This window comes from Lentilactobacillus raoultii, from assembly GCF_900411375.1.
Lineage (GTDB): Bacteria > Bacillota > Bacilli > Lactobacillales > Lactobacillaceae > Lentilactobacillus > Lentilactobacillus raoultii.
The window spans coordinates 288,227-306,328 of sequence record NZ_LS422986.1 but is presented as its reverse complement, the minus strand read 5'-3'; the positions used below and the strand labels follow the sequence as shown (position 1 = coordinate 306,328).

General features: G+C 41.0%; 22 protein-coding genes and 1 riboswitch. Of the genes, 11 read left to right on the top strand and 11 right to left on the bottom strand.

Features of this window, described 5'->3' with window-relative positions; all coding sequences use genetic code 11:
• Positions 1–17: 17 nt before the first annotated feature.
• Positions 18–863: a D-alanyl-D-alanine carboxypeptidase gene (locus ED605_RS07175; RefSeq protein ID WP_225419076.1), complete on the top strand. Its 846-nt coding sequence runs from the start codon at positions 18–20 to the stop codon at positions 861–863.
• 123 nt (positions 864–986) lie between these two features.
• On the opposite strand, the gene ED605_RS07170 is transcribed toward ED605_RS07175, so the two are convergent.
• The 4 genes from ED605_RS07170 to ED605_RS07155 all read right to left on the bottom strand — a co-directional run bounded on the left by ED605_RS07170 (position 987) and on the right by ED605_RS07155 (position 3,390).
• Positions 987–1,949 carry a helveticin J family class III bacteriocin gene (locus tag ED605_RS07170; RefSeq protein ID WP_225419075.1) on the bottom strand — a complete coding sequence of 321 codons (963 nt, stop codon included), beginning with the start codon at positions 1,947–1,949 and terminating at the stop codon, positions 987–989.
• A 183-nt stretch (positions 1,950–2,132) separates the two neighbouring features.
• Positions 2,133–2,483, bottom strand: a complete 351-nt coding sequence (locus ED605_RS07165; protein WP_121978205.1) for a hypothetical protein — start codon at positions 2,481–2,483, stop codon at positions 2,133–2,135.
• A 119-nt stretch (positions 2,484–2,602) separates the two neighbouring features.
• On the bottom strand, positions 2,603–2,968 hold the full coding sequence (locus tag ED605_RS07160; protein ID WP_121978204.1) for a hypothetical protein: 366 nt from the start codon (positions 2,966–2,968) through the stop codon (positions 2,603–2,605).
• A gap of 29 nt (positions 2,969–2,997) precedes the next feature.
• Positions 2,998–3,390 carry a hypothetical protein gene (locus ED605_RS07155; protein WP_121978203.1) on the bottom strand — a complete coding sequence of 131 codons (393 nt, stop codon included), beginning with the start codon at positions 3,388–3,390 and terminating at the stop codon, positions 2,998–3,000.
• Positions 3,391–3,743: 353 nt separating this feature from the next.
• On the opposite strand from ED605_RS07155, the gene ED605_RS07150 reads away from it, so the two are divergent.
• Positions 3,744–4,367 (top strand): LexA family protein, encoded by a 624-nt coding sequence (locus ED605_RS07150; RefSeq protein ID WP_121978202.1) that lies wholly within the window; start codon positions 3,744–3,746, stop codon positions 4,365–4,367.
• Positions 4,368–4,499: 132 nt separating this feature from the next.
• Here ED605_RS07150 and dsdA read toward each other — a convergent pair whose 3' ends face one another.
• The 5 genes from dsdA to tenA all read right to left on the bottom strand — a co-directional run bounded on the left by dsdA (position 4,500) and on the right by tenA (position 9,253).
• Positions 4,500–5,801 carry a D-serine ammonia-lyase gene (dsdA, locus tag ED605_RS07145; protein ID WP_191981352.1) on the bottom strand — a complete coding sequence of 434 codons (1,302 nt, stop codon included), beginning with the start codon at positions 5,799–5,801 and terminating at the stop codon, positions 4,500–4,502.
• Positions 5,802–5,968: 167 nt separating this feature from the next.
• On the bottom strand, positions 5,969–6,472 hold the full coding sequence (locus ED605_RS07140; RefSeq protein ID WP_121978200.1) for a hypothetical protein: 504 nt from the start codon (positions 6,470–6,472) through the stop codon (positions 5,969–5,971).
• A 43-nt stretch (positions 6,473–6,515) separates the two neighbouring features.
• Positions 6,516–7,190, bottom strand: coding sequence for an AAA family ATPase (locus ED605_RS07135; protein ID WP_121978199.1), 675 nt, complete (start codon positions 7,188–7,190; stop codon positions 6,516–6,518).
• Between the two features lie 12 nt (positions 7,191–7,202).
• Positions 7,203–7,952: a hypothetical protein gene (locus ED605_RS07130; protein WP_225419074.1), complete on the bottom strand. Its 750-nt coding sequence runs from the start codon at positions 7,950–7,952 to the stop codon at positions 7,203–7,205.
• A 599-nt stretch (positions 7,953–8,551) separates the two neighbouring features.
• Complete coding sequence (gene tenA, locus ED605_RS07125) at positions 8,552–9,253, bottom strand: thiaminase II (RefSeq protein ID WP_121978197.1); 702 nt, start codon at positions 9,251–9,253, stop codon at positions 8,552–8,554.
• Positions 9,254–9,316: 63 nt separating this feature from the next.
• Positions 9,317–9,415, bottom strand: a riboswitch (TPP riboswitch).
• Between the two features lie 145 nt (positions 9,416–9,560).
• Here tenA and ED605_RS07120 point away from each other — a divergent pair.
• The 7 genes from ED605_RS07120 to ED605_RS07095 all read left to right on the top strand — a co-directional run bounded on the left by ED605_RS07120 (position 9,561) and on the right by ED605_RS07095 (position 13,918).
• Positions 9,561–10,082 carry an SDR family NAD(P)-dependent oxidoreductase gene (locus ED605_RS07120; protein ID WP_263852942.1) on the top strand — a complete coding sequence of 174 codons (522 nt, stop codon included), beginning with the start codon at positions 9,561–9,563 and terminating at the stop codon, positions 10,080–10,082.
• Positions 10,063–10,305: an SDR family oxidoreductase gene (locus ED605_RS14895; protein ID WP_263852941.1), complete on the top strand. Its 243-nt coding sequence runs from the start codon at positions 10,063–10,065 to the stop codon at positions 10,303–10,305. Before ED605_RS07120 ends, ED605_RS14895 begins: the two co-directional genes overlap by 20 nt.
• Before the next feature lie 239 nt (positions 10,306–10,544).
• Complete coding sequence (locus tag ED605_RS07115) at positions 10,545–11,006, top strand: DUF6978 family protein (protein WP_121978196.1); 462 nt, start codon at positions 10,545–10,547, stop codon at positions 11,004–11,006.
• Positions 10,996–11,775 (top strand): DUF1828 domain-containing protein, encoded by a 780-nt coding sequence (locus tag ED605_RS07110; RefSeq protein WP_121978195.1) that lies wholly within the window; start codon positions 10,996–10,998, stop codon positions 11,773–11,775. Before ED605_RS07115 ends, ED605_RS07110 begins: the two co-directional genes overlap by 11 nt.
• 102 nt (positions 11,776–11,877) lie before the next feature.
• Positions 11,878–12,828 (top strand): zinc-binding dehydrogenase, encoded by a 951-nt coding sequence (locus tag ED605_RS07105; protein ID WP_121978194.1) that lies wholly within the window; start codon positions 11,878–11,880, stop codon positions 12,826–12,828.
• Positions 12,829–13,015: 187 nt separating this feature from the next.
• Entirely contained in the window at positions 13,016–13,333 is a 318-nt protein-coding gene (locus ED605_RS07100; protein ID WP_225419073.1) for a hypothetical protein, read from the top strand.
• Positions 13,334–13,531: 198 nt separating this feature from the next.
• Positions 13,532–13,918: a hypothetical protein gene (locus tag ED605_RS07095; protein WP_121978193.1), complete on the top strand. Its 387-nt coding sequence runs from the start codon at positions 13,532–13,534 to the stop codon at positions 13,916–13,918.
• Positions 13,919–13,982: 64 nt separating this feature from the next.
• Here the strand turns inward: ED605_RS07095 and ED605_RS07090 are convergent, their stop codons facing one another.
• Both ED605_RS07090 and ED605_RS07085 read right to left on the bottom strand, forming a co-directional pair.
• Positions 13,983–14,540 (bottom strand): phosphoribosyltransferase family protein, encoded by a 558-nt coding sequence (locus ED605_RS07090; protein ID WP_121978192.1) that lies wholly within the window; start codon positions 14,538–14,540, stop codon positions 13,983–13,985.
• A gap of 2 nt (positions 14,541–14,542) precedes the next feature.
• Positions 14,543–15,619: an NCS2 family permease gene (locus ED605_RS07085; RefSeq protein ID WP_121978191.1), complete on the bottom strand. Its 1,077-nt coding sequence runs from the start codon at positions 15,617–15,619 to the stop codon at positions 14,543–14,545.
• 277 nt (positions 15,620–15,896) lie between these two features.
• Here ED605_RS07085 and ED605_RS07080 point away from each other — a divergent pair, with 277 nt between their 5' ends.
• Entirely contained in the window at positions 15,897–16,763 is an 867-nt protein-coding gene (locus tag ED605_RS07080) for a DUF3737 family protein (RefSeq protein WP_121978190.1), read from the top strand.
• A complete protein-coding gene (locus tag ED605_RS07075) occupies positions 16,763–17,941 on the top strand; it encodes a MalY/PatB family protein (protein ID WP_121978189.1) in 1,179 nt (392 codons plus the stop codon). Before ED605_RS07080 ends, ED605_RS07075 begins: the two co-directional genes overlap by 1 nt.
• Positions 17,942–18,102 lie beyond the last annotated feature (161 nt).

The window sequence follows — 18,102 nt, the reverse complement described above, 5'->3', positions numbered from 1 at the left end:
ATGTAGGAGTGTTTTCTATGTTTAAAAAAAGTTTATTATTTTTGTTAGTTCTAATCGCCATGTTTGCCGGCTTATCAAGTATTAGTTCGGCAACTGCCAGTAAGATTCCCAGTAACTATTCTTTCGATGGAACCAAAACTTTTGGCCCTGTTCCATACTATGCAAACACTAAAAGCCAAAAAGCCTACATTTGGAATATGGCCCAAACCAAACGGATTCATAATTTAAAAAACTATCCCAATACAGTCTGGATGGTTTCCAAAGCTTTCGTGAAACCGGTAAAGGGCAAAAATGAAGTGTATTACAACCTGTACTCCGCTTACAACAAAAAGATTCGAGGGATCGCTTGGTATGGCTATTTTCAAAAGAGCATCATTAAATTACCGGTTTTATTCGATAGTCAGCAAGCCTACCTTAACGATCTAAAGACTAATAAGGCTTTGAAACTAACTCGGATGGTCGCAAAGCTTTTTCCTAATTCCAAGATTAATTTGGATTTATCCAAGAGCTTATATCTATCTAAAGATCGGAATAAATCACTCTTGGCTAACTTTACAAATACTAAATTTATTAGTTTCAATACATTTGATGCTAGATACCAACGTATGGCACCTTCCAAAGCCATAAATTACATTGAACAGCGACTCAATAAGCTTGGCTATGATCAGAACAAAAGAAGCAGCCTTTCTAATTACAACATTGGTTTAGATATTGTGGGCAACGCGGAATCATACGAAAAACTTAGCGAATTAAAGCAAGCTACCCAATATCAATATCCAATGAGCAAACCAGGATTTCAGGACATGATAAACTACAGGTCTTGTGCAATTGTATTAGCGATTCCAAAAAATAATGCCGATTAAAAGCAATATCACACTTGATTGTTTTAAAAAAATCCCGTAAAATCAGCAATTTGTAAACTGATTTTACGGGATTTTTAGACCTAGATAAACCTTACATCCAGCGTCTCATCATTGATTTAATTTTTAGAAAATTGACTTTGATACGCTGTAGATATAGTGAGTCTTACCTCCAGCAGGACCGGACTCAATACCGAAGAGAATATCGTTTCCAGTCAATTGAGGTGCCTCAATTTCAACACTTCCTGATAGATCAGAAAATGAAATAACTCGTTCTACAGGGGTCGATCCCAATACATTCCAAGGTGAACGCACAATCATTGGCTTTGAACCCTTCTTCGCCTGACCACTAGTGAAGTACAGCCAATTATAGCCGCCATTAACCGCACTTCGCTTGTTGGATAGTTCCATCCCCTGCCAAGAATTTTGTGGATATACATACTTGGAAATATCACGACTGGAAACGTAGAAACTTCCACCCTTAATCATTCTAGGGTCAGTCTTAGCGTTAATATTACCGTTTTGCAATGCATCAAATAATGGCTTTGCATTTAACGCTGTAATGCGTTTTTGCGCCGTTTTTGCATCACCACGACTTTGCGTCCAGATGGCTAACCGGGTTTTATCTGAAGATAAAGCCGCATCAACCCTGTGCAAACTCATATTTTTAGTTGTTCCAGTTCCCAAATAATTTAAATACGTAATAGCATGAACATCGCTGGCATTTTTATCCTTACCATCAAGTTTAATCACTCCGATGCGGCTTGCCCAATGATCTCCCAAACTATCAATTTCTTTTGAACTTGCATAGGTGGCTACCCATGCCCATTTGTCGCCCCCTGAATCAGTGAACGGTTCAAAAGTTTGGCAGTGACCAAAGTTTTTTAATCTCATTTCTGAAAAACCAGACTTTGTGAAGTCAATATCTTTCTGATCAGAAGCAACGTTGATATATCGCAAAAGCATATCATCTTTTTCACCGTACATCTGCAAAGCATACGCCGTACCATCGGAATCCAAATAAAATTTTTGAACTACTTGGGTACCAGGCATCGTTAACGTAAATTTTCTTTTAGCATTTGTCATCATTAAAAATCTTCTTTCTTAAATTTATCGTTTACCAACCCAACTCCGGAATTGAATTAGTAATTCGTAACCAGCGCCGATTACATAAATGAGTATAATGTGTTTTTAAAACTAAAATTTTCAAATTTGTTTCAGTTTAATCATATTTAAAGTTGAAAATACCACTTCATTTTCCATTGCCAAAGATTATCGATGATTATCCCCTCTCAACTGATGTTTATAGAATTGGTAAGCTGACTCAACAGATGCGCTAATCGTTGCTTTAGATATTTTGGTGCTTAATGCTGCAAGTTGTTCAATAATCAATCGAATGGCGGCTTTCTTTCGGTTTTCATGACTCAAATCTTTCAAGTTGGCCATCTCTGCCACTGCAATACTTGCCAAGTGATCTAGTAGCTCTAGTTGTCGCTGAGTGTGAAGATCCCTTTCTTTAAGAATTCTTGCTTGAAGGAATGGTTGCATCAGTCGATAAAGCGCTGGAATGACCGCCAACAAGAATGCCACCAAACTCGTCACACTAATCGTTGCAGTTGTCATAATTATCACCTCCCATGCAAAAAATCAGCTGTTGAATCATCACTTGTAACGATTCAACAGCTGATTATTGTAGCGCGAACTTCATCGAGCCTTTTGCAAATCCGTTACTTCAACTTTAACTACATGCTTAAACCAAGCCGCTTACTAAGATTTTCCAAGAAACGTTTCCGCTTCCGACTAACTGTCGCCACGCTCATAGTCAACTGAATGGCCGCATCCCTCAAGGTTAACCGCTGAACGGGATTGAAATACAGTGTTCGAATAACCTGCTTAGTATCTACATCGGATCGCTCCAAGCAGTCATGAACCGCTCGCTGATTATCTTTTAACCGACGCAAATATCGATCGGTCGTAATATTATTCGCCATTACTTGACCATTGGCGGTTTCAAAAATCATTTGATGCTCGCAATGGTCAATATAGCGAGCTGATTGTGGGTAATCTCTCAAAACCTCTTCCAAATACTTCGTGATAGCTGTTGTCAAAATGACGCCCCCTTTTTAATTGACTAGCACTACCGATCATTGAGCTTTTGAGGTGTTTGAGCCTGAAACCTGATTTGCCAGAATGCCTGAGGGGTGATGCCTAAAATGTAAGTAATCTGAAAGGGTTCAAGCCCCAAACTTAGTAAATCAGTCACCGTCTTTCTTAACTCATCACGTTGCTTACCATGATACGAGGTGAGCTGTCGCCGCTTCCTTGGTGGCAAATGTGGCTCACAGTGATTAGCAAACCGCTGCAAATCTTTGATTAGCGGATCACTATCTGGAATTTGGTCAATGGTACAATGATGAAGTCGTTCAATGTGATCAATCTTTTGATGAAGCTGGTTTCGATACTTTTTGGCCGCGGCATTTCGAATAACAACCGCTGCCTGATACTGATCAATCAATTTAATTAAATCCATTCTCAGAGTTCTCCTTTCAAATCCAATATATGCTTTAATCACACTCAATTTGTTTAGCTAGTTGCTTTTAACCGTAATAAATGACACAAACATGTGTCTCAACTAACCCCATCATAGTCCAATACGAATATATGTTCAACCTTTTTAGTGAAAATATTTGTAAAATGTAGCTGAAACTCATCCGGTTACCCAATTACAGTACAGCAACTTCAATATTTCCGATTTAACCGTAATTCAAGATAGCATCCCCACTTTTCTTGCTCTATAATACAATTATAGTGTAATTAACTTGGCTAATTGAGTTTTGCAAGTTTGTTTCTGGTACATATATGTATGGTGAGGAGCGGTTAACGATGGCTGAACAACCCAACAGTCGAGAAATATTGAGTGCCAATCTAAGAGCATTGATGGCAAGACACGGCATCTCCAGAATCAAGCTATCGGACGAATTAAATATTAAGTACACCACGCTGACAGACTGGATAAAGGGCCGGACCTATCCAAGAATTGAAAGTATTGAAAAACTTGCTGATTACTTCAATGTTAATAAGAGTGACTTGGTGGAAGGAAAAGACCCCCGCGAAATCAGCAAAGGTATTGTTGCCGTGCCTATCATTGGAACGATTGCCGGTGGATCTCCTATTCTAGCCAGTGAAAATATCCAAGGAAATATTTTTGAAGTCAAATCCGGATTACCCACGGGGCCGCTATTCTACTTACGAGTCAAAGGAAAGTCCATGGAGCCGACAATCAAAGACGGGTCGTTAGTTTTAATTCATCAGCAGCCAGAAGTGGAAAACGGTGAAATTGCGGCCGTCATGATTAACAACGAAGCAACCCTTAAACGCGTTCATGCCACTGACGGTCAATACATCTTGACACCTGATAATCCAAAGTTTAAACCGATTGTGTTAACGCCTAACAATAATAATCAAATTTTGGGCAAGGCTATTCGGGTCACTAGTGAGTTGAGTTAGCAATCTTTAACCACAAACGATCCCATCAACAGCATTTTCTCATGCTAATTGATGGGATCGTTTTAATAATCCAATCATTTTTCATATAATCATCAAGCTTCAAACACACTAATGCGTTCTGGACCTGAACAGTTACTCCTTTTCCAGCAACGATTCTCCCCGACGATAATTTGCCACTCGCTCACTTTCGGGCATCATCTGGCCACCGGTTGCCCAAACAATATGTGTGGCCTTTTCAGTATTAAAAGCCGGTACATTTCTAATCACCGGTGCAATTGCTGTGAAGCCAGCTGCTGCCGAAGGTTCAACCGTAATGTGCTGCGTATCAGCCAACCTGGCAACATTTTGGTAGATCTCTGCATCCTGAAAGGTGACACTCCCAAACAACAGGGTTCGCATGACCTTTCCAGCGAGGCGGGATGGACGGCCAACCGCCAGGCCGTCGGCCGCAGTTAATCCATCCAGACCAATGTCATAAACTGAGATGTTATTATTTAGCTTGGTCATCATCCCTAAAGTGACCGATGGCACATGGGTTGGTTCACAAAACACTGCATGAATATACGGACCGATGATCTCTTTTAGTCCAAACGTCACCCCGCTTGGACTTCCGCCAACGCCAGCCGGTAGATAAACCAAAACGGGATGTTGACGATCCACTTTAATATGTTGGTCTTTTAACTGTTTTTGCAGCCGAACTGCTGCTACCGCATAACCTAAAAACAAATCAGTAGATCCTTCATCATCGACAAAATGAATCCTTGGGTCCGCCGCAGCATCTTGTCGGGCACGCTGAATAACGTGGGAAAAGTCGGTGTTAAATTCTTTAACTTGAACGCCGTTAGCCCGAAGCTTGTCTTTTTTCCATTGTCGGGCATCATGAGACATATAAACCGTTGTGTGAAAACCAAAAGTTGCGGCAACAATCCCGACACTTAATGCCAAATTTCCAGTGGACGCTACCACCACACCATAATTCGAAAACAATTGATGGTAGCGGTCGGTGGCCAGCACACTATAATCATCCATATAAGTTAAATCAGTGTGAGCCATTGCCACCTGTTCAGCAAACTTCAAAACTTCATAGATCCCGCCACGAGATTTAATCGAACCGGAGATTGGCAGTTGACTGTCAGCTTTCAAAAACAGCTGGCCGGCCAGTCTTTGATGATAACCGCGATTCCATTCAGCCTGCATCCGATCAAGCCTGATCAACGGCGATTCAATGATGCCATGCATCGATGCGGTTTCCGGAAAAGTCTTGGCCAGGTATGGGGCAAAACGTTCCCAGCGGGCAACCGCATCAAAAATGTCAGCTTTTGAAAAAGGTAACGCCGCTTGTTGACCATAGTCCGGATTTCGCCAAAAAATTGGTCGTTCTGCCATCAAATCTTTCACTTGTGGATATTCGGTTACTAACGACATCTCATCCATGCCCATCAGTCCTTTCAGATTACTTCAGGGCTATTATAGGGCAAAGGCTTCATGTTAGTTTTTATTACACAAATTCTTTAAAAAGGCTTAATTATGGTATCAAAGTAATGTCAGAAAGATGTCAGGCAGTCCGAGTCAGCAATTTCATACTAAAATACATCATCCAATCAGTGACGATGCCAGCCCTTGATTCCCAAGCCCAATAAAAAGAATGGTCCCAAAAACAACATAATGCCATTCAATAATAGATTCTTAACCAAATTAAATAGTGAGTCCGAAAGGCCTTCATATGATTGGGTCGTCGCGTGTGTGTATTCCCAAGGATTGGCTGTAACCCCGTTTGCTGACCACTTCCGATGGCGATGATTGGCCTGAGCGTCAGCGTGATGCAATTTAAGTGCCCGATCCTTGTAGGTTTCAAATTTGACAGGGGCTTTACTGAATACCCGCGAATAAACGAAGCGAATAATTGGCAGCGTAATCAGCAGATTAACTAATAGGTAGTCATCAAGCCACGACAAGTGAACCGTCATCTGCAACATCGCCCAACCATTTTTGCTGTCAAAATAAGGTAGACGAATCCCACCATCGTACAAGTAAATCAACACTAACGCAATTCCACCACTAATGACCGCGCCAAGATAATGTCTCACAGCTCGACTTCTTGTCATCTTTTCTAGCCACCTTTATGATCTTTAACTGATCCTCTTCAAATTAAAAATCTTGATCCTGTTTTATGTATGCCTCGACTAAGTTTTGAGTGCCAGCCTGCTTTAAGAATTCAGTGGGCGAGCCGGAAAACTGCATTTTCCCCGCTTTTAAAAATAATAAATAATCATTTCGGCCAACGTTTTGAAATTGATGTGACGTCATGATCACCTTTTTCCCACGTTGATTGAGTTCATGAATTCTTTCCATAACTAAATTTGCCATTTTAGGGTCCAATCCGCTTTCCGGTTCATCAAATAAATATAGGTCACGGTCCAATCTCGATACGGCGTCAATCATGACTAAGCGACGTTGGCCACCCGAAAGTTCACCGTATTTAGTTGCGGCAAGTGGTTGCAGTTCGGCTGGCAAGTCGGTCAGTTTGAATTTTCCTCGAAAGCCACTCATCCCCATTACCATCTTCAACGTATCAAAAACCGTTGCTTCATATATAAACGATACACTTTGTGGCTGATAGGCAATCCGAGAAAAACTCGGGAACTGATGGAAACTGGTGGGATCCCGCTGATTAACAGTTGCGATAAAGTCCAATAAGGTTGTCTTTCCCGTGCCATTTGGACCAAAAATAATGTTTACTTGGTGATCCTGAAAGTTCGCATTCAAATTCTGAAATAATAAACGGCCGGTTTTAAGTTTGTAACTGAAATTTTCAATTTCCATTATTTAATCTCCCTAACGACTCGTTCTTGAAGCCAAACTCATTTTTGCGATAATCACGTTTCCCAAAATAACGTAAATCAAACCAATAACGGTCAACATCAAGATGTTTCCCAAGAAATGCGCATGATTAACCAGAAGCAGATAGGCATTTTGCTGAAAATCGACCGGATTAATCAGCGTCAAAATCGCCGTTAACACTGACGAGTGAAAGCTAAAGGAGGCTAAAAGCAATGCTGCTAAGACATAGCCGGTTAAAAATAGGGAGATTGTTTTGAGCTTGAGGGGCATGATTAGAATCACACTGGTGAAAAAGGCCACGATTGGGATAATCAAGAAATTCATCAGCCAACAAGCACCCATTAACTGCAACAATTGCGAGTTTGGCCGATAAATCACCACTGCCAGAAGATTGAATAGGGCAATTTCTACTTGCAGAATGATAGTTTGTGGAATCAAGTTAGCGTAGTAGATTAACCGTTTATCGCCCGCAATAAATGTATACATTTTCAAAAAGTTATTTTCTCGCATTTGGAAAATAACCATGGTCATTTGATTAATAACGCCAAACATCATGATATATCCCCAAAAGCCAAAGAGGTTGCTGGCGATGTCCGAATCAGATAACCGATCACCTGCCGCAAAGTTATTCCAAGAAACCACTAGAAAATACGCAGCCGGAAAAATTAACGTATATAAGAAGACCAGCTTATCTTCCAAGGCCAGTCGACTTTCAAATTCAATCAAACTGAACAATTTTCGCAACGCTTTTATCCTCCCTCAACTTTTTCTTATTATATTAAAGTAATCTGAGAGCAAAAACAAGGTGACAAATGTCATTAATATAGTTATTCAAAATCACAAAATGGCACCGATTCTGGTCTTATTCTGGCCACGATAAGAGCAATTGGTACTAAAAGGGATGTCCAAGTCATAATGAATCTTTTCTTTCATAATGATCCTCCAATCATAGTCGGCATCAGTCTATCATAAAAAATCATCACTTCAAAATCGCTAACCAGGTTCGTTAACTGAATGCAATCCGATCACGCCAGTGTTTCCGGCCCTTTAATTGGCTCAATCAGCCTTTAAATTCATGACAAATGTAACGGCTAATTTATAAAGCTGATTCTAATCAAGTTTAAGCATGCCATCCTCTCTAACCAGTAGTGTTACGGGATTCTCGACCCTTTTCAACCTCATGAAAACTAGTTCGTGCTCGATTGTGAACCAGTTTGTAAACTGGTTTTCATTGATATTTTGTCTCAACATGCCAAGATAGTTAGGCTTACTTTAAAAAAGTTTGCCAGAAAGTATATTAAAAATGCCTACCGCTTAAGTTGCAGTAGACATTTTTAGATTATTTATTGATTAGCTTGTTTTAACGGTTTCACAAATTGCCAACGCTTTTGATAATATGCCTGGTCCCAGAAGTCCCATTCCATTTCGCAACTTTTAAGGAATTCCTCTTTTACTTGATCAAGTCGGTGACGGTCATACTTCTCGGCCTCCCGATCAATCAACCCAAAGAACTGCGGTAACAAACTCTCATCAGGGTCGTCTATATTAGCATAGAAGTCGATCCAAGGTTTAAAGACATTCTGATCAGTATTCTTACCCTCTTTAACCAACAAGTTGGCAATTTCCACGTATGTCCAAGGACAAGGTGTCATCGCCGCAACGATATCAATCAAATCACCCGTTCTGGCCGCATGATACATGTGCTCATTGTACAGGTAAGTCCCCGGCGCCTGCGCTTCATGCTGTAAGGATTCGTAAGCAACCCCGGCCACGTTACAAAAATTATGGTGCGGGTGAATTTCGCTATTCAAAATAAAGTCAATCTGTTTGGCAAAGATGGCCATATCAGCCCGAGTCTGCGACTTTTGAATCGCCGCGGCGTAGACTTTGATAAACGCATTCAGATAATTGAAGTCCTGGCCGACATAAAAAGTCAAAGCAGCCCTTGGCAAATGGCCTTCAGCAATTCCCTGCACAAACGGATGTTGGATAATTTCATTTAAAATTGGTTGTCCGGCAGCGGTTAATTCTTCAGAAAATTTCATGATATGATCCCTCTAAAAATCAAAATTTTCAAATAAAACTTAACCGGACTTGATCCTATAAGTTCCATCATCAAAGCACTTCCCTCCGTTGGTCTTAACCAAATCAGGTTCAAAGGGATTGGCAAATTGCCATCTCAGCACAAGGCACCCCTAGTGGTTATATTTGAATAAGCTCATTTTAACATAGTTGGTCGTCAATTTTCACAAAATTTTTGCAATCCCTTTTAATTGTGATTGGTTGTGTAAGCGAATACAATTGAATTGCCAACTGTTTTAACTTGTCAACCAAAGAAAGGATGGTTTAAAAATGGCAAGATTTGATAATAAAGTTGCAATCGTAACGGGTGGCGCATCAGGTATCGGTTTAGAAACGGTTAAACTCTTCCTAAAAGAAGGGGCTAAAGTTGTGATCGGCGATTATTCAGACAAAGGAGACGAAGTCGTTGCCGGACTGAATGCCGGTAAGCGGGCACTATTTGTCAAAACCGATGTCACTCAAGAAGCCGATATCAAAAAGTTGATCCAAAAGACCGTCGCTACTTTTGGACATTTGGATATCATGTTCGCAAATGCCGGAATTGCCAACGACGCAACCATTACAGAATTACCTTTGGATAAGTGGCAAAACACGATTAATATCAATTTAACCGGCGTCTTTCTTTCAGATAAATACGCACTGGAACAGATGCTCAAACAAAGGACTGGCGGTGCCATTGTCAATGCTGGTTCTATTCACAGTTTTGTCGGCCTGCCAAACGTAACCGCTTATGGGAGCAGCCAAAGGTGGTATCAAGATTCTCACGCAAACTTTGGGAGCCGCTTATGCTAAGCATGGCATCCGTGTCAACGCCATTGCTCCCGGCTATATTGACACACCTCTTTTAAACAAAGTTGACCCCGCTCTCAAAGAAAAGTTAGCCCAACGCCATCCAATTGGCCGATTGGGAAAACCAGAAGAAATCGCCAAAGCAGTCGCCTTTTTAGCAAGTGATGATGCCTCGTTTATCATCGGGACCACTTTGGTTGCTGACGGTGGCTATACAGCTGTCTAACATCAGCTATTTCAAAAAATAAATTACTAGACTTAGTCAAGAGTCAAAAATCCTGTAAGGTCAGCCAATACATGACTTTACAGGATTTTTAAACCAATTTTTTCATTTTTGGTTAAGGCCGGCAAAATAAGCCATTAATTTCGCGTATATAAATAATAGAGATTGATTAAATACTTTTTTGCTTTTCACACAACAACCTACGAATGAGCAATAGGTATTAAGAAAGGCTTTTTGCAATAATGGAAAACCACAAATACTTAAAACTACACAATTACCCAAAAATAACCAATCAAACCAGACTATATTGCGCCAATCAAGGGCAACAGGAAAGCTATGCTGGGCACGCAATATTCGACAACACTGAAAAGTTCCAAGTAATTCAAGCTCGTAAGGGAAAAATCAGAAAAGACGATTTGACTTATGTGCTGTTATACAAAAGAAGTGAAATCATGTTGCGCATAGACCTAGTTGGCGCAACACATAAGGGGATTCCAACTCCTCACGTTCATATTTTCGATCATGATCATTGTGACGGCTTCGATGCAATCCCCCTTTCAAGTTTAAAAAACTACAATCCATCAGACGACATTGTGATCTCATTATTTGAATTTTTAAAGTATAATAACTTTGAGACAAGAGAACTTTTAATTAGCTCAAAAAAGTCTAAGGAACTTAACGAAGGTGAAAGCAATGAAAACTAACTGTTCAGAAACAGAAAAATTATTAGATCATTATTCAGAATGGCTGCGCAGCCAGTATCATGTTAAAAAACTCGGTGACGCTGATGAAGTCACAACCCCTTTCCTTAATACTATTGGTGATAATATCCGCATCTACGTTAAATCTTTAAATGGAAATCAAATTGAACTCAGTGACGACGGTATCACTTTGCAGGATTTGGAATTATCCGGCATTAATATGTCGGTATCTACAAGACGAGAGCTACTATCCAAATTGAAAAAAGAATTTCACATTCATCAAAGGGCTGATACTTTACTAGTTCAAGGCAGCATTCAAAATTTCCCACGTCTCAAACAAAATTTCCTTTTAGCTATCATCCGAATCGATGATCTTGCTAATACAAAACATCCAAATGTAGAGAATCTATTTTCAGAAGAAGTTTATGATTTCTTGGACAGCCATGATTTTGGCGGCCTACGGGAACACCCTTTTAATGGTAATAGCGGTGTCACCTATTCTACGAGCTACGTCATTCCTGCAAGAAAATCAAAACCTTTTAGGTTGATAGACTTACAAAGTAATTTGTCCTTCAATCAAATGATGTGCAATGCTTACAAGTTTGAAGATATCCAGAAAAATGCCTTCTTTTCTTCAAAAAAATTGTCTTATACGATCATCTTCAATGATCAAGAAAAACATCCTTCAAAAAATTCCCTAAAAATTGCAAATCAATCAGACATTAAACTAATTGCTTGGAAAGACAAACAACAACTTCTTTCGTTACGATAATAATTAAAAGCTCCTCATCATAGATCAAATTAGGACTCGACGTCGCTCACTGAGCGTGCTAGTGTTATTGATAAGTATTTCCTTTGAAGAAGGTGAAACAAGATTAAAGCACTATATTTTGATCGATTTGGTGGTCCGGAAGTCCTCCAATACGGAACATTACCGGATCCTAAGTTGGCTGATCATGACGTATTAGTTAAAATGGCGTATATCGGTCTTAACTTCGCCGATATTTACCGTCGAAAGGGCACTTACCACATCGAAAAAAGCACCCCTTACATTGATGGTTACGAAGGCTTAGGGATGATCATTGCTGTCGGCAAAAAAGTCACCAAGCATCGATTAGGTGAAAAAGTTTTCTTTGTCGATGTGCCATTCGCAAACTCTGAATTGGTGGCCGTCCCGGAAAGTCATGCGATTAAAGTGCCCGCCGAGCTTAATGACAAAATAATTGCCTGCGTCGGCTTGCAAGGACTCACTGCCGACTTTCTCGCGCACGATTTAGGAAAGAATCGACCGAATCAAACTGTGTTTATTCATGGTATTAGTGGTGGAGTCGGCCAAATTTTGTCACAAATTTTGACTGCTGATGGTGTCAATGTCTATGGTGTGACCTCGACTCGTGAAAAACAGAAAGTCGCCTTAACCCAGGGTGCCAAAGAAGTCTTTTTACGAAATGAACCTTGGCTTCATGATTGGCTTGAACGCTTTGATACGGTATACGACGGTGTTGGCGTTACTTTGGAGCAAAGCATTGAGCTGCTCAAACACAAGGGCAACCTGGTCTTTTACGGAATGGCCGGTGGTAATCCGCCCAAAGTTGATTTGGTCACCTTACTGTCTCAATCCAAAAGTATTCTAACCGGTGATTTATGGGATTATCTAACTGATTATTGGGAACGCATTGCCAGAAGTAAACGCCTATTCAGTTATTTTATCAATCACCAGATCCATATCAGTGAACCGACCGTTTTTCCTTTAAAAGACGGCGTTTTAGCCCACAAATTGTTGGAATCCGGTAACAATGTCGGTAAGATTCTATTGAAACCTTAGCAGCTTGGCTGAACAAGCTGTTTTTTAGTCTGTTCTCAAAATTCTACTATTTTATTAATATTCTTGAATAATTCTTGATTTATTTTTAACTAACTATAAGATTAATCTTGTGAACGTTATTTTGAACACCTCACTGCCTCATTTAAACCCGCATTTTTAATTTTTCCCAAAAAGGAAGTGCCCAATTTTGAGTCTCGCCATCGACATTTTCATTACGCTATACGCATTACTGACCATGGCCGCTTCAGTGATCCACCTTTGGAGTAAGGACGTCTCGTTTTTATTAATCGTTGCCCTATTTCTGTCAGCTTTTATCACGTTAACCAGTCTCATGATTTCCTCGAGGCTGCTTTCTTTGGATACCCTTTTACTGGGATTGGTCGGCATTTCCGTTTTTACGTTTGCCAACGGTTATCATCTGTACGGTAAGCCTCATTGGTCCCACCATTTAATCCGACTGATCCTCCACATTGCAATTTTTATCGCCGCCTTGATGACTTGGTAATTCCAATTCACTCATATAGGGTAACAAAATCAATTTGCACGATTGAAATAGTTAGTGTTATCCTATCTATGTTCATGTCAAATCCGATCATAAGAAATTAATCATTACCTTAAGCTGATTTGACATCATGATTGTCCGGCTAATTGCCAGGGCAAAAGCCTTGAAACACAGTATTTAGAAAGAAGTCGTTTTTATTTTATGAAAATTGAATGGCGTTTCAGTCTAATTAATAACCTGCCACTCATTGCACTATGGATTAGTTTATTAGCTTTTAACGGGTTAAGCCCCCAGGGATGGCAACAGTTTTTAGCGCCGTTAGCTATCCTGGGTGCGTTTTGGATCATCTATTACCTGGTCTTTGAGCGCCCCTACTTTAACCATCATCCTGAACAACGACCGGGAAACCACGTTATTTCCGGATTGGGGTGGATTATGATGGTCATCCTAGTGATGGTTGCCGTCATCGTCTTACTTAAGTTTAACCAATCAACTATTGCGAGTCCTGCCAGCTTATTAGGAAGCTTTACCCTAATTAGTTTACTTCGTGATTTACTATCGGTTAAAAAACTGGCAGTTGAAAAATAATGACCAGATTTATTAAAAAGCGCTTGTGAGCATCTTGATTAGGATGTCCGCAAGCGCTTTTTAATTAGCAATGCTCTTTTAATTGAAACAATGGTAACCTTTCCAAATACAGAATATCGGATCGGTCTGCGGCGGCGCCTTCCGCCAGTACCGCACATTTAGCCAGGACTTTTGCATTGGCTTGATGAAGCAAACGTTCAGCTGCCTCAAGTGAGCCACCGGTTGAAATGACATCATCGACCAGGATGACCCGCTTCCCGCACAAATAATCGGCATCTGTGCCATCCAAAACCAACTTCTGCTGATCAGTTGTTGTAATAGAACTAACCGCTACCTGAATCGGTGAAACCATATAGGCCTTAACGCTTTTTCGCAACACAACAAATTTAGGATGACCGCTAATTCGACTTAATTCTTCAGCTAGCGGAATGCCTTTGCTTTCAAGCGTCACAATACAATCAAACGGTAATGGCATTTTAGCTGCCAGCTGAACCGCAGCATAGTGTGCCAATTCAGCATCCCCCAGCAAGACAAACGAAGCAATCGCTGTCGTCTTACTGATTGGAATAATTGGCAAGGTTCGTTTTAATTTTCCAACTGTTAATTCATATGTTTGTTGCATTTCTATACCCCCAGGCCAAACAATGGCAATCCAAATTTTAACAGTGCACCGGTTAGTAAGCCGCTAAACGGGTCAATAATGGCCGTCACTACCAGCACCAGAGCCGCGATAACACGATCAGATCCTTGCATCGCTGTCGCCGCATTTTCCGGAAAGATCACGACAGCTCCCAAGATGAGGAGGAAACCCGCAATTGAAGCTGATGGTACATATTTACCAATTTTAGGTAACCAGCCGACAAACAAGATGACTGCCATGATTAGCATCATCATTACACCAGCAATCACCGGTTCCGGTGCACTGGCAGTTGCCGAGATAATCGTTTCAACCGGCGCCCCGCCCAGTAAACTGGTGCCCATATCCGCAAACGCCTGCATACTGGTTAAAAGATTTAAATTAACCGGATTGGGCTTAATGCCTGTCATTTGTCCAGTAATCAAGCCATAGGATATATTAGCCCCAATGTTTAAACATGCCAGACTTAGGGCACCACGAATCACTCGAAGGCTAACGACCGGCTTTAAAAAGTGAAATCGCCGTGCTTGCACATTTTGTGGAAGTTCAGCTCGGTAGTGGGTTGCGACCACCGCAATCAGGCTGGATCCAATTACCGATAGACTGATCGTCCACACCAGATCTTTAGTCACCAAGTAGGTAATAATCGCAATCCCAATTGAAAAGAGGCCGGCAATTCGCGCTTGCTTGGCCATCTGGACCGCGATTTTTGCCAGCATAATCCCAACGCCAGCCATCATCCCAGCCATAATTGGTTCTCCTAATACAGATACAATTTTGGTAAGAGTCCCGGTTACGCCAATTACCGCCATAATCAGTGACCCACCAAAGATAATCGAGGTACGTTCACGAGTAGTTTCTCCCAAGTTTCCCGTTAGCGCTAATGATTCCGCTTGAAACGAAATTGGCGCAACTGACCCGAAAATCCCATTGACAGCCGAGGCAAACACAAATGAAAAAGTGGTTGGAAAAACCGCAAATCCCAGTGCCATGGCCATAATTCCCTGGGGGATGCCGTTGAGTACAACACCAATTGCGGCGAGAAAATCCGCTAACCAATGCATTGAATGAGTCCTCCTAAATACGAACAATAAATTTATTTTGAATTATATAGTTCGATAATAATTTTATATTAGCGCATTTTTAGTATAAAATCCATTCAAAATCTCCAAAAATAAGAACTTTGCTTTAGAATAAGCTCATAAATTCCATTCTTAACCAGATGCTTATATTGAAGGATTACCAATTTTTTAAACCGACCATAGCGTGATAACCAAAATAGGGTTAAGATTAACATATATCCTACAAATTAGTTATTCTCTAAGGAAGCGATTTTATTACATGAAAGATTACCGAAATCAATATTTTGAAGGCGAGCGGCCGCTGTTTGCTGAACACGATGCCACAATTACTGACACGACGTTTGGCAAGGGCGAATCGCCGCTCAAAGAAAGTCGCAACGTTAATTTAAAAAATGTTATTTTTAAATGGAAATATCCCCTTTGGTACACCCACAACGCCAAAGTCGACCACACTATCTTGGAAAAAATTGCTCATGCCGGTATTTGGTACACCCACCATATTGACATGACCAACTGCTCCATTCAGGCAACCAAGACGTTTCGCCGCAGCAGCTATATCAACTTAGTTAACGATCACTTTTCAAATGCGGCCGAAACGCTGTGGAACTGCGATCATATTAAAATCAACCACGTCCAAGCCAACGGCAACTACTTTGGCATGAACAGCCAAAATCTCTATATTGATCACCTTGATTTAATTGGTAACTATTGCTTTGACGGTGCTAAAAACGTTGAAGTTCACAATTCAACCCTAGTTTCCAAAGATGCTTTTTGGAACTGTGAAAACGTGACGGTCTATGATTCCACCATTAACGGCGAATATCTTGGCTGGAATACGCAACATTTAACACTGATTAACTGTACGATTGAAAGCGATCAGGGACTTTGTTACATCGACCATTTAACGATGAAGAACTGTCGTCTGTTAGCGACTGATCTGGCATTTGAATATTGTACCGATATTGACGCCGAGATCAGCTCAAGTATCGTCAGCGTTAAAAATCCCATTAGCGGTAAAATCCACGCCCAATCAATTGGTGAAATTATTATGGACCCAACCAAAATCGATCCAAGTCAAACAACAATTACTACCGACCCCAAAATCTCTAAAAGGAAGTTAGCCTAATGTATGATTTCAATTCCGTCATTCCCCGTCGCAAAACCGATTCCGTTAAATGGGACGTTAAAGCCAACGAATTGCCGATGTGGGTAGCCGATATGGATTTCAAAACGGCCCCGGAAATTATTGACGCCATGCAAAAGAAAGTTTCATTCGGCGTTTTCGGCTATGAACAGCCGGGCAGTGACTATTTCAATGCCGTTGCCGATTGGTACGCTACTGAACACCATGCTCGGCCTAAAACCGACTGGATGCTCTTTTGTACAGGGGTTGTCCCATCCATTTCATCTGCCGTGCGGCGAGTTAGTCATATTGGCGACAACGTGGTCGTCTGCGCGCCGGTTTACAACATTTTTTACAATTCAATCATCAATAACGGCCGACACGTCCTGTCCAGTGACCTGGTATACGATGCCAAAACGCTTCAATATCACATTAACTGGCAAGACTTGGAAGCTAAGCTGGCAGATCCGCTTAGTACCATGATGATCCTATGTAATCCCCACAATCCAGTTGGTAAAGTTTGGTCCAAAGACGACCTTGTCTCAATTAGTCGACTTTGCATCAAACATCATGTAACTCTTTTCAGTGATGAAATTCACGGTGATTTGGTAATGGGTGATCCCCAATACACACCACTTTTTGCGTTACCGGAAGAACTCCTTCAAAACGCCATTATCAGTGTCTCGCCAAGCAAAACCTTTAACGTAGCCGCCCTTCACGCTGCAACTGTGATTGTTCCAAACGCTAATCTACGCAATATCGTTAACCGGGGAATCAATACCGACGAGCTCGGCGAACCCAATTTACTGGCCATTCCCGGCACAATTGCGGCGTATACGCAGGGTCACCAATGGTTGGCTGAATTAAAGGCCCAACTCACTCGAAATCGAACCACTTTTACCACGTATTGCCAACAATCGATTCCTCAAATCAAAGTTGTGCCATCAAATGCAACCTACTTAATGTGGCTTGACTGCAGTGCCATTACCACCGATTCAGCTCAACTGGAAGCCTTCATTCGGCAGCAAACCGGCCTATACGTTTCCGCCGGTAACATTTATGGTGGCAACGGTAACCGATTCTTACGTGTCAATATTGCTTGTCCGCCAGCACTTTTGCAAGATGGCTTAAACCGGTTAAAGCGGGGCATTGCTCAATATCTTGACGCCAAAACCAATTAATCAATTTTGATGGCCAATGGCGGCTTCGTGTTTAATATCAACCCTTCACTAAGATAAGCCGATAAAACAGCCTGTTACCTTCGAAAAGATCATTGTGGTCAATTGATTGACAACTCAATTCTTATAGGAATCCCATCAAATAACAGATAGTTGTTTTAGCC

What these genes read in the sequence shown, in the direction of transcription:
- ED605_RS07175 (WP_225419076.1), top strand. Translation starts at nt 18, where the DNA reads ATGTTTAAAAAAAGTTTATTATTTTTGTTAGTTCTAATCGCCATGTTT.
- ED605_RS07170 (WP_225419075.1), bottom strand. Translation starts at nt 1,949, where the DNA reads ATGATGACAAATGCTAAAAGAAAATTTACGTTAACGATGCCTGGTACC.
- ED605_RS07165 (WP_121978205.1), bottom strand. Translation starts at nt 2,483, where the DNA reads ATGACAACTGCAACGATTAGTGTGACGAGTTTGGTGGCATTCTTGTTG.
- ED605_RS07155 (WP_121978203.1), bottom strand. Translation starts at nt 3,390, where the DNA reads ATGGATTTAATTAAATTGATTGATCAGTATCAGGCAGCGGTTGTTATT.
- ED605_RS07150 (WP_121978202.1), top strand. Translation starts at nt 3,744, where the DNA reads ATGGCTGAACAACCCAACAGTCGAGAAATATTGAGTGCCAATCTAAGA.
- dsdA (WP_191981352.1), bottom strand. Translation starts at nt 5,801, where the DNA reads ATGGATGAGATGTCGTTAGTAACCGAATATCCACAAGTGAAAGATTTG.
- ED605_RS07140 (WP_121978200.1), bottom strand. Translation starts at nt 6,472, where the DNA reads ATGACAAGAAGTCGAGCTGTGAGACATTATCTTGGCGCGGTCATTAGT.
- ED605_RS07135 (WP_121978199.1), bottom strand. Translation starts at nt 7,190, where the DNA reads ATGGAAATTGAAAATTTCAGTTACAAACTTAAAACCGGCCGTTTATTA.
- tenA (WP_121978197.1), bottom strand. Translation starts at nt 9,253, where the DNA reads ATGAAATTTTCTGAAGAATTAACCGCTGCCGGACAACCAATTTTAAAT.
- ED605_RS07120 (WP_263852942.1), top strand. Translation starts at nt 9,561, where the DNA reads ATGGCAAGATTTGATAATAAAGTTGCAATCGTAACGGGTGGCGCATCA.
- ED605_RS07115 (WP_121978196.1), top strand. Translation starts at nt 10,545, where the DNA reads ATGGAAAACCACAAATACTTAAAACTACACAATTACCCAAAAATAACC.
- ED605_RS07110 (WP_121978195.1), top strand. Translation starts at nt 10,996, where the DNA reads ATGAAAACTAACTGTTCAGAAACAGAAAAATTATTAGATCATTATTCA.
- ED605_RS07095 (WP_121978193.1), top strand. Translation starts at nt 13,532, where the DNA reads ATGAAAATTGAATGGCGTTTCAGTCTAATTAATAACCTGCCACTCATT.
- ED605_RS07090 (WP_121978192.1), bottom strand. Translation starts at nt 14,540, where the DNA reads ATGCAACAAACATATGAATTAACAGTTGGAAAATTAAAACGAACCTTG.
- ED605_RS07085 (WP_121978191.1), bottom strand. Translation starts at nt 15,619, where the DNA reads ATGCATTGGTTAGCGGATTTTCTCGCCGCAATTGGTGTTGTACTCAAC.
- ED605_RS07080 (WP_121978190.1), top strand. Translation starts at nt 15,897, where the DNA reads ATGAAAGATTACCGAAATCAATATTTTGAAGGCGAGCGGCCGCTGTTT.
- ED605_RS07075 (WP_121978189.1), top strand. Translation starts at nt 16,763, where the DNA reads ATGTATGATTTCAATTCCGTCATTCCCCGTCGCAAAACCGATTCCGTT.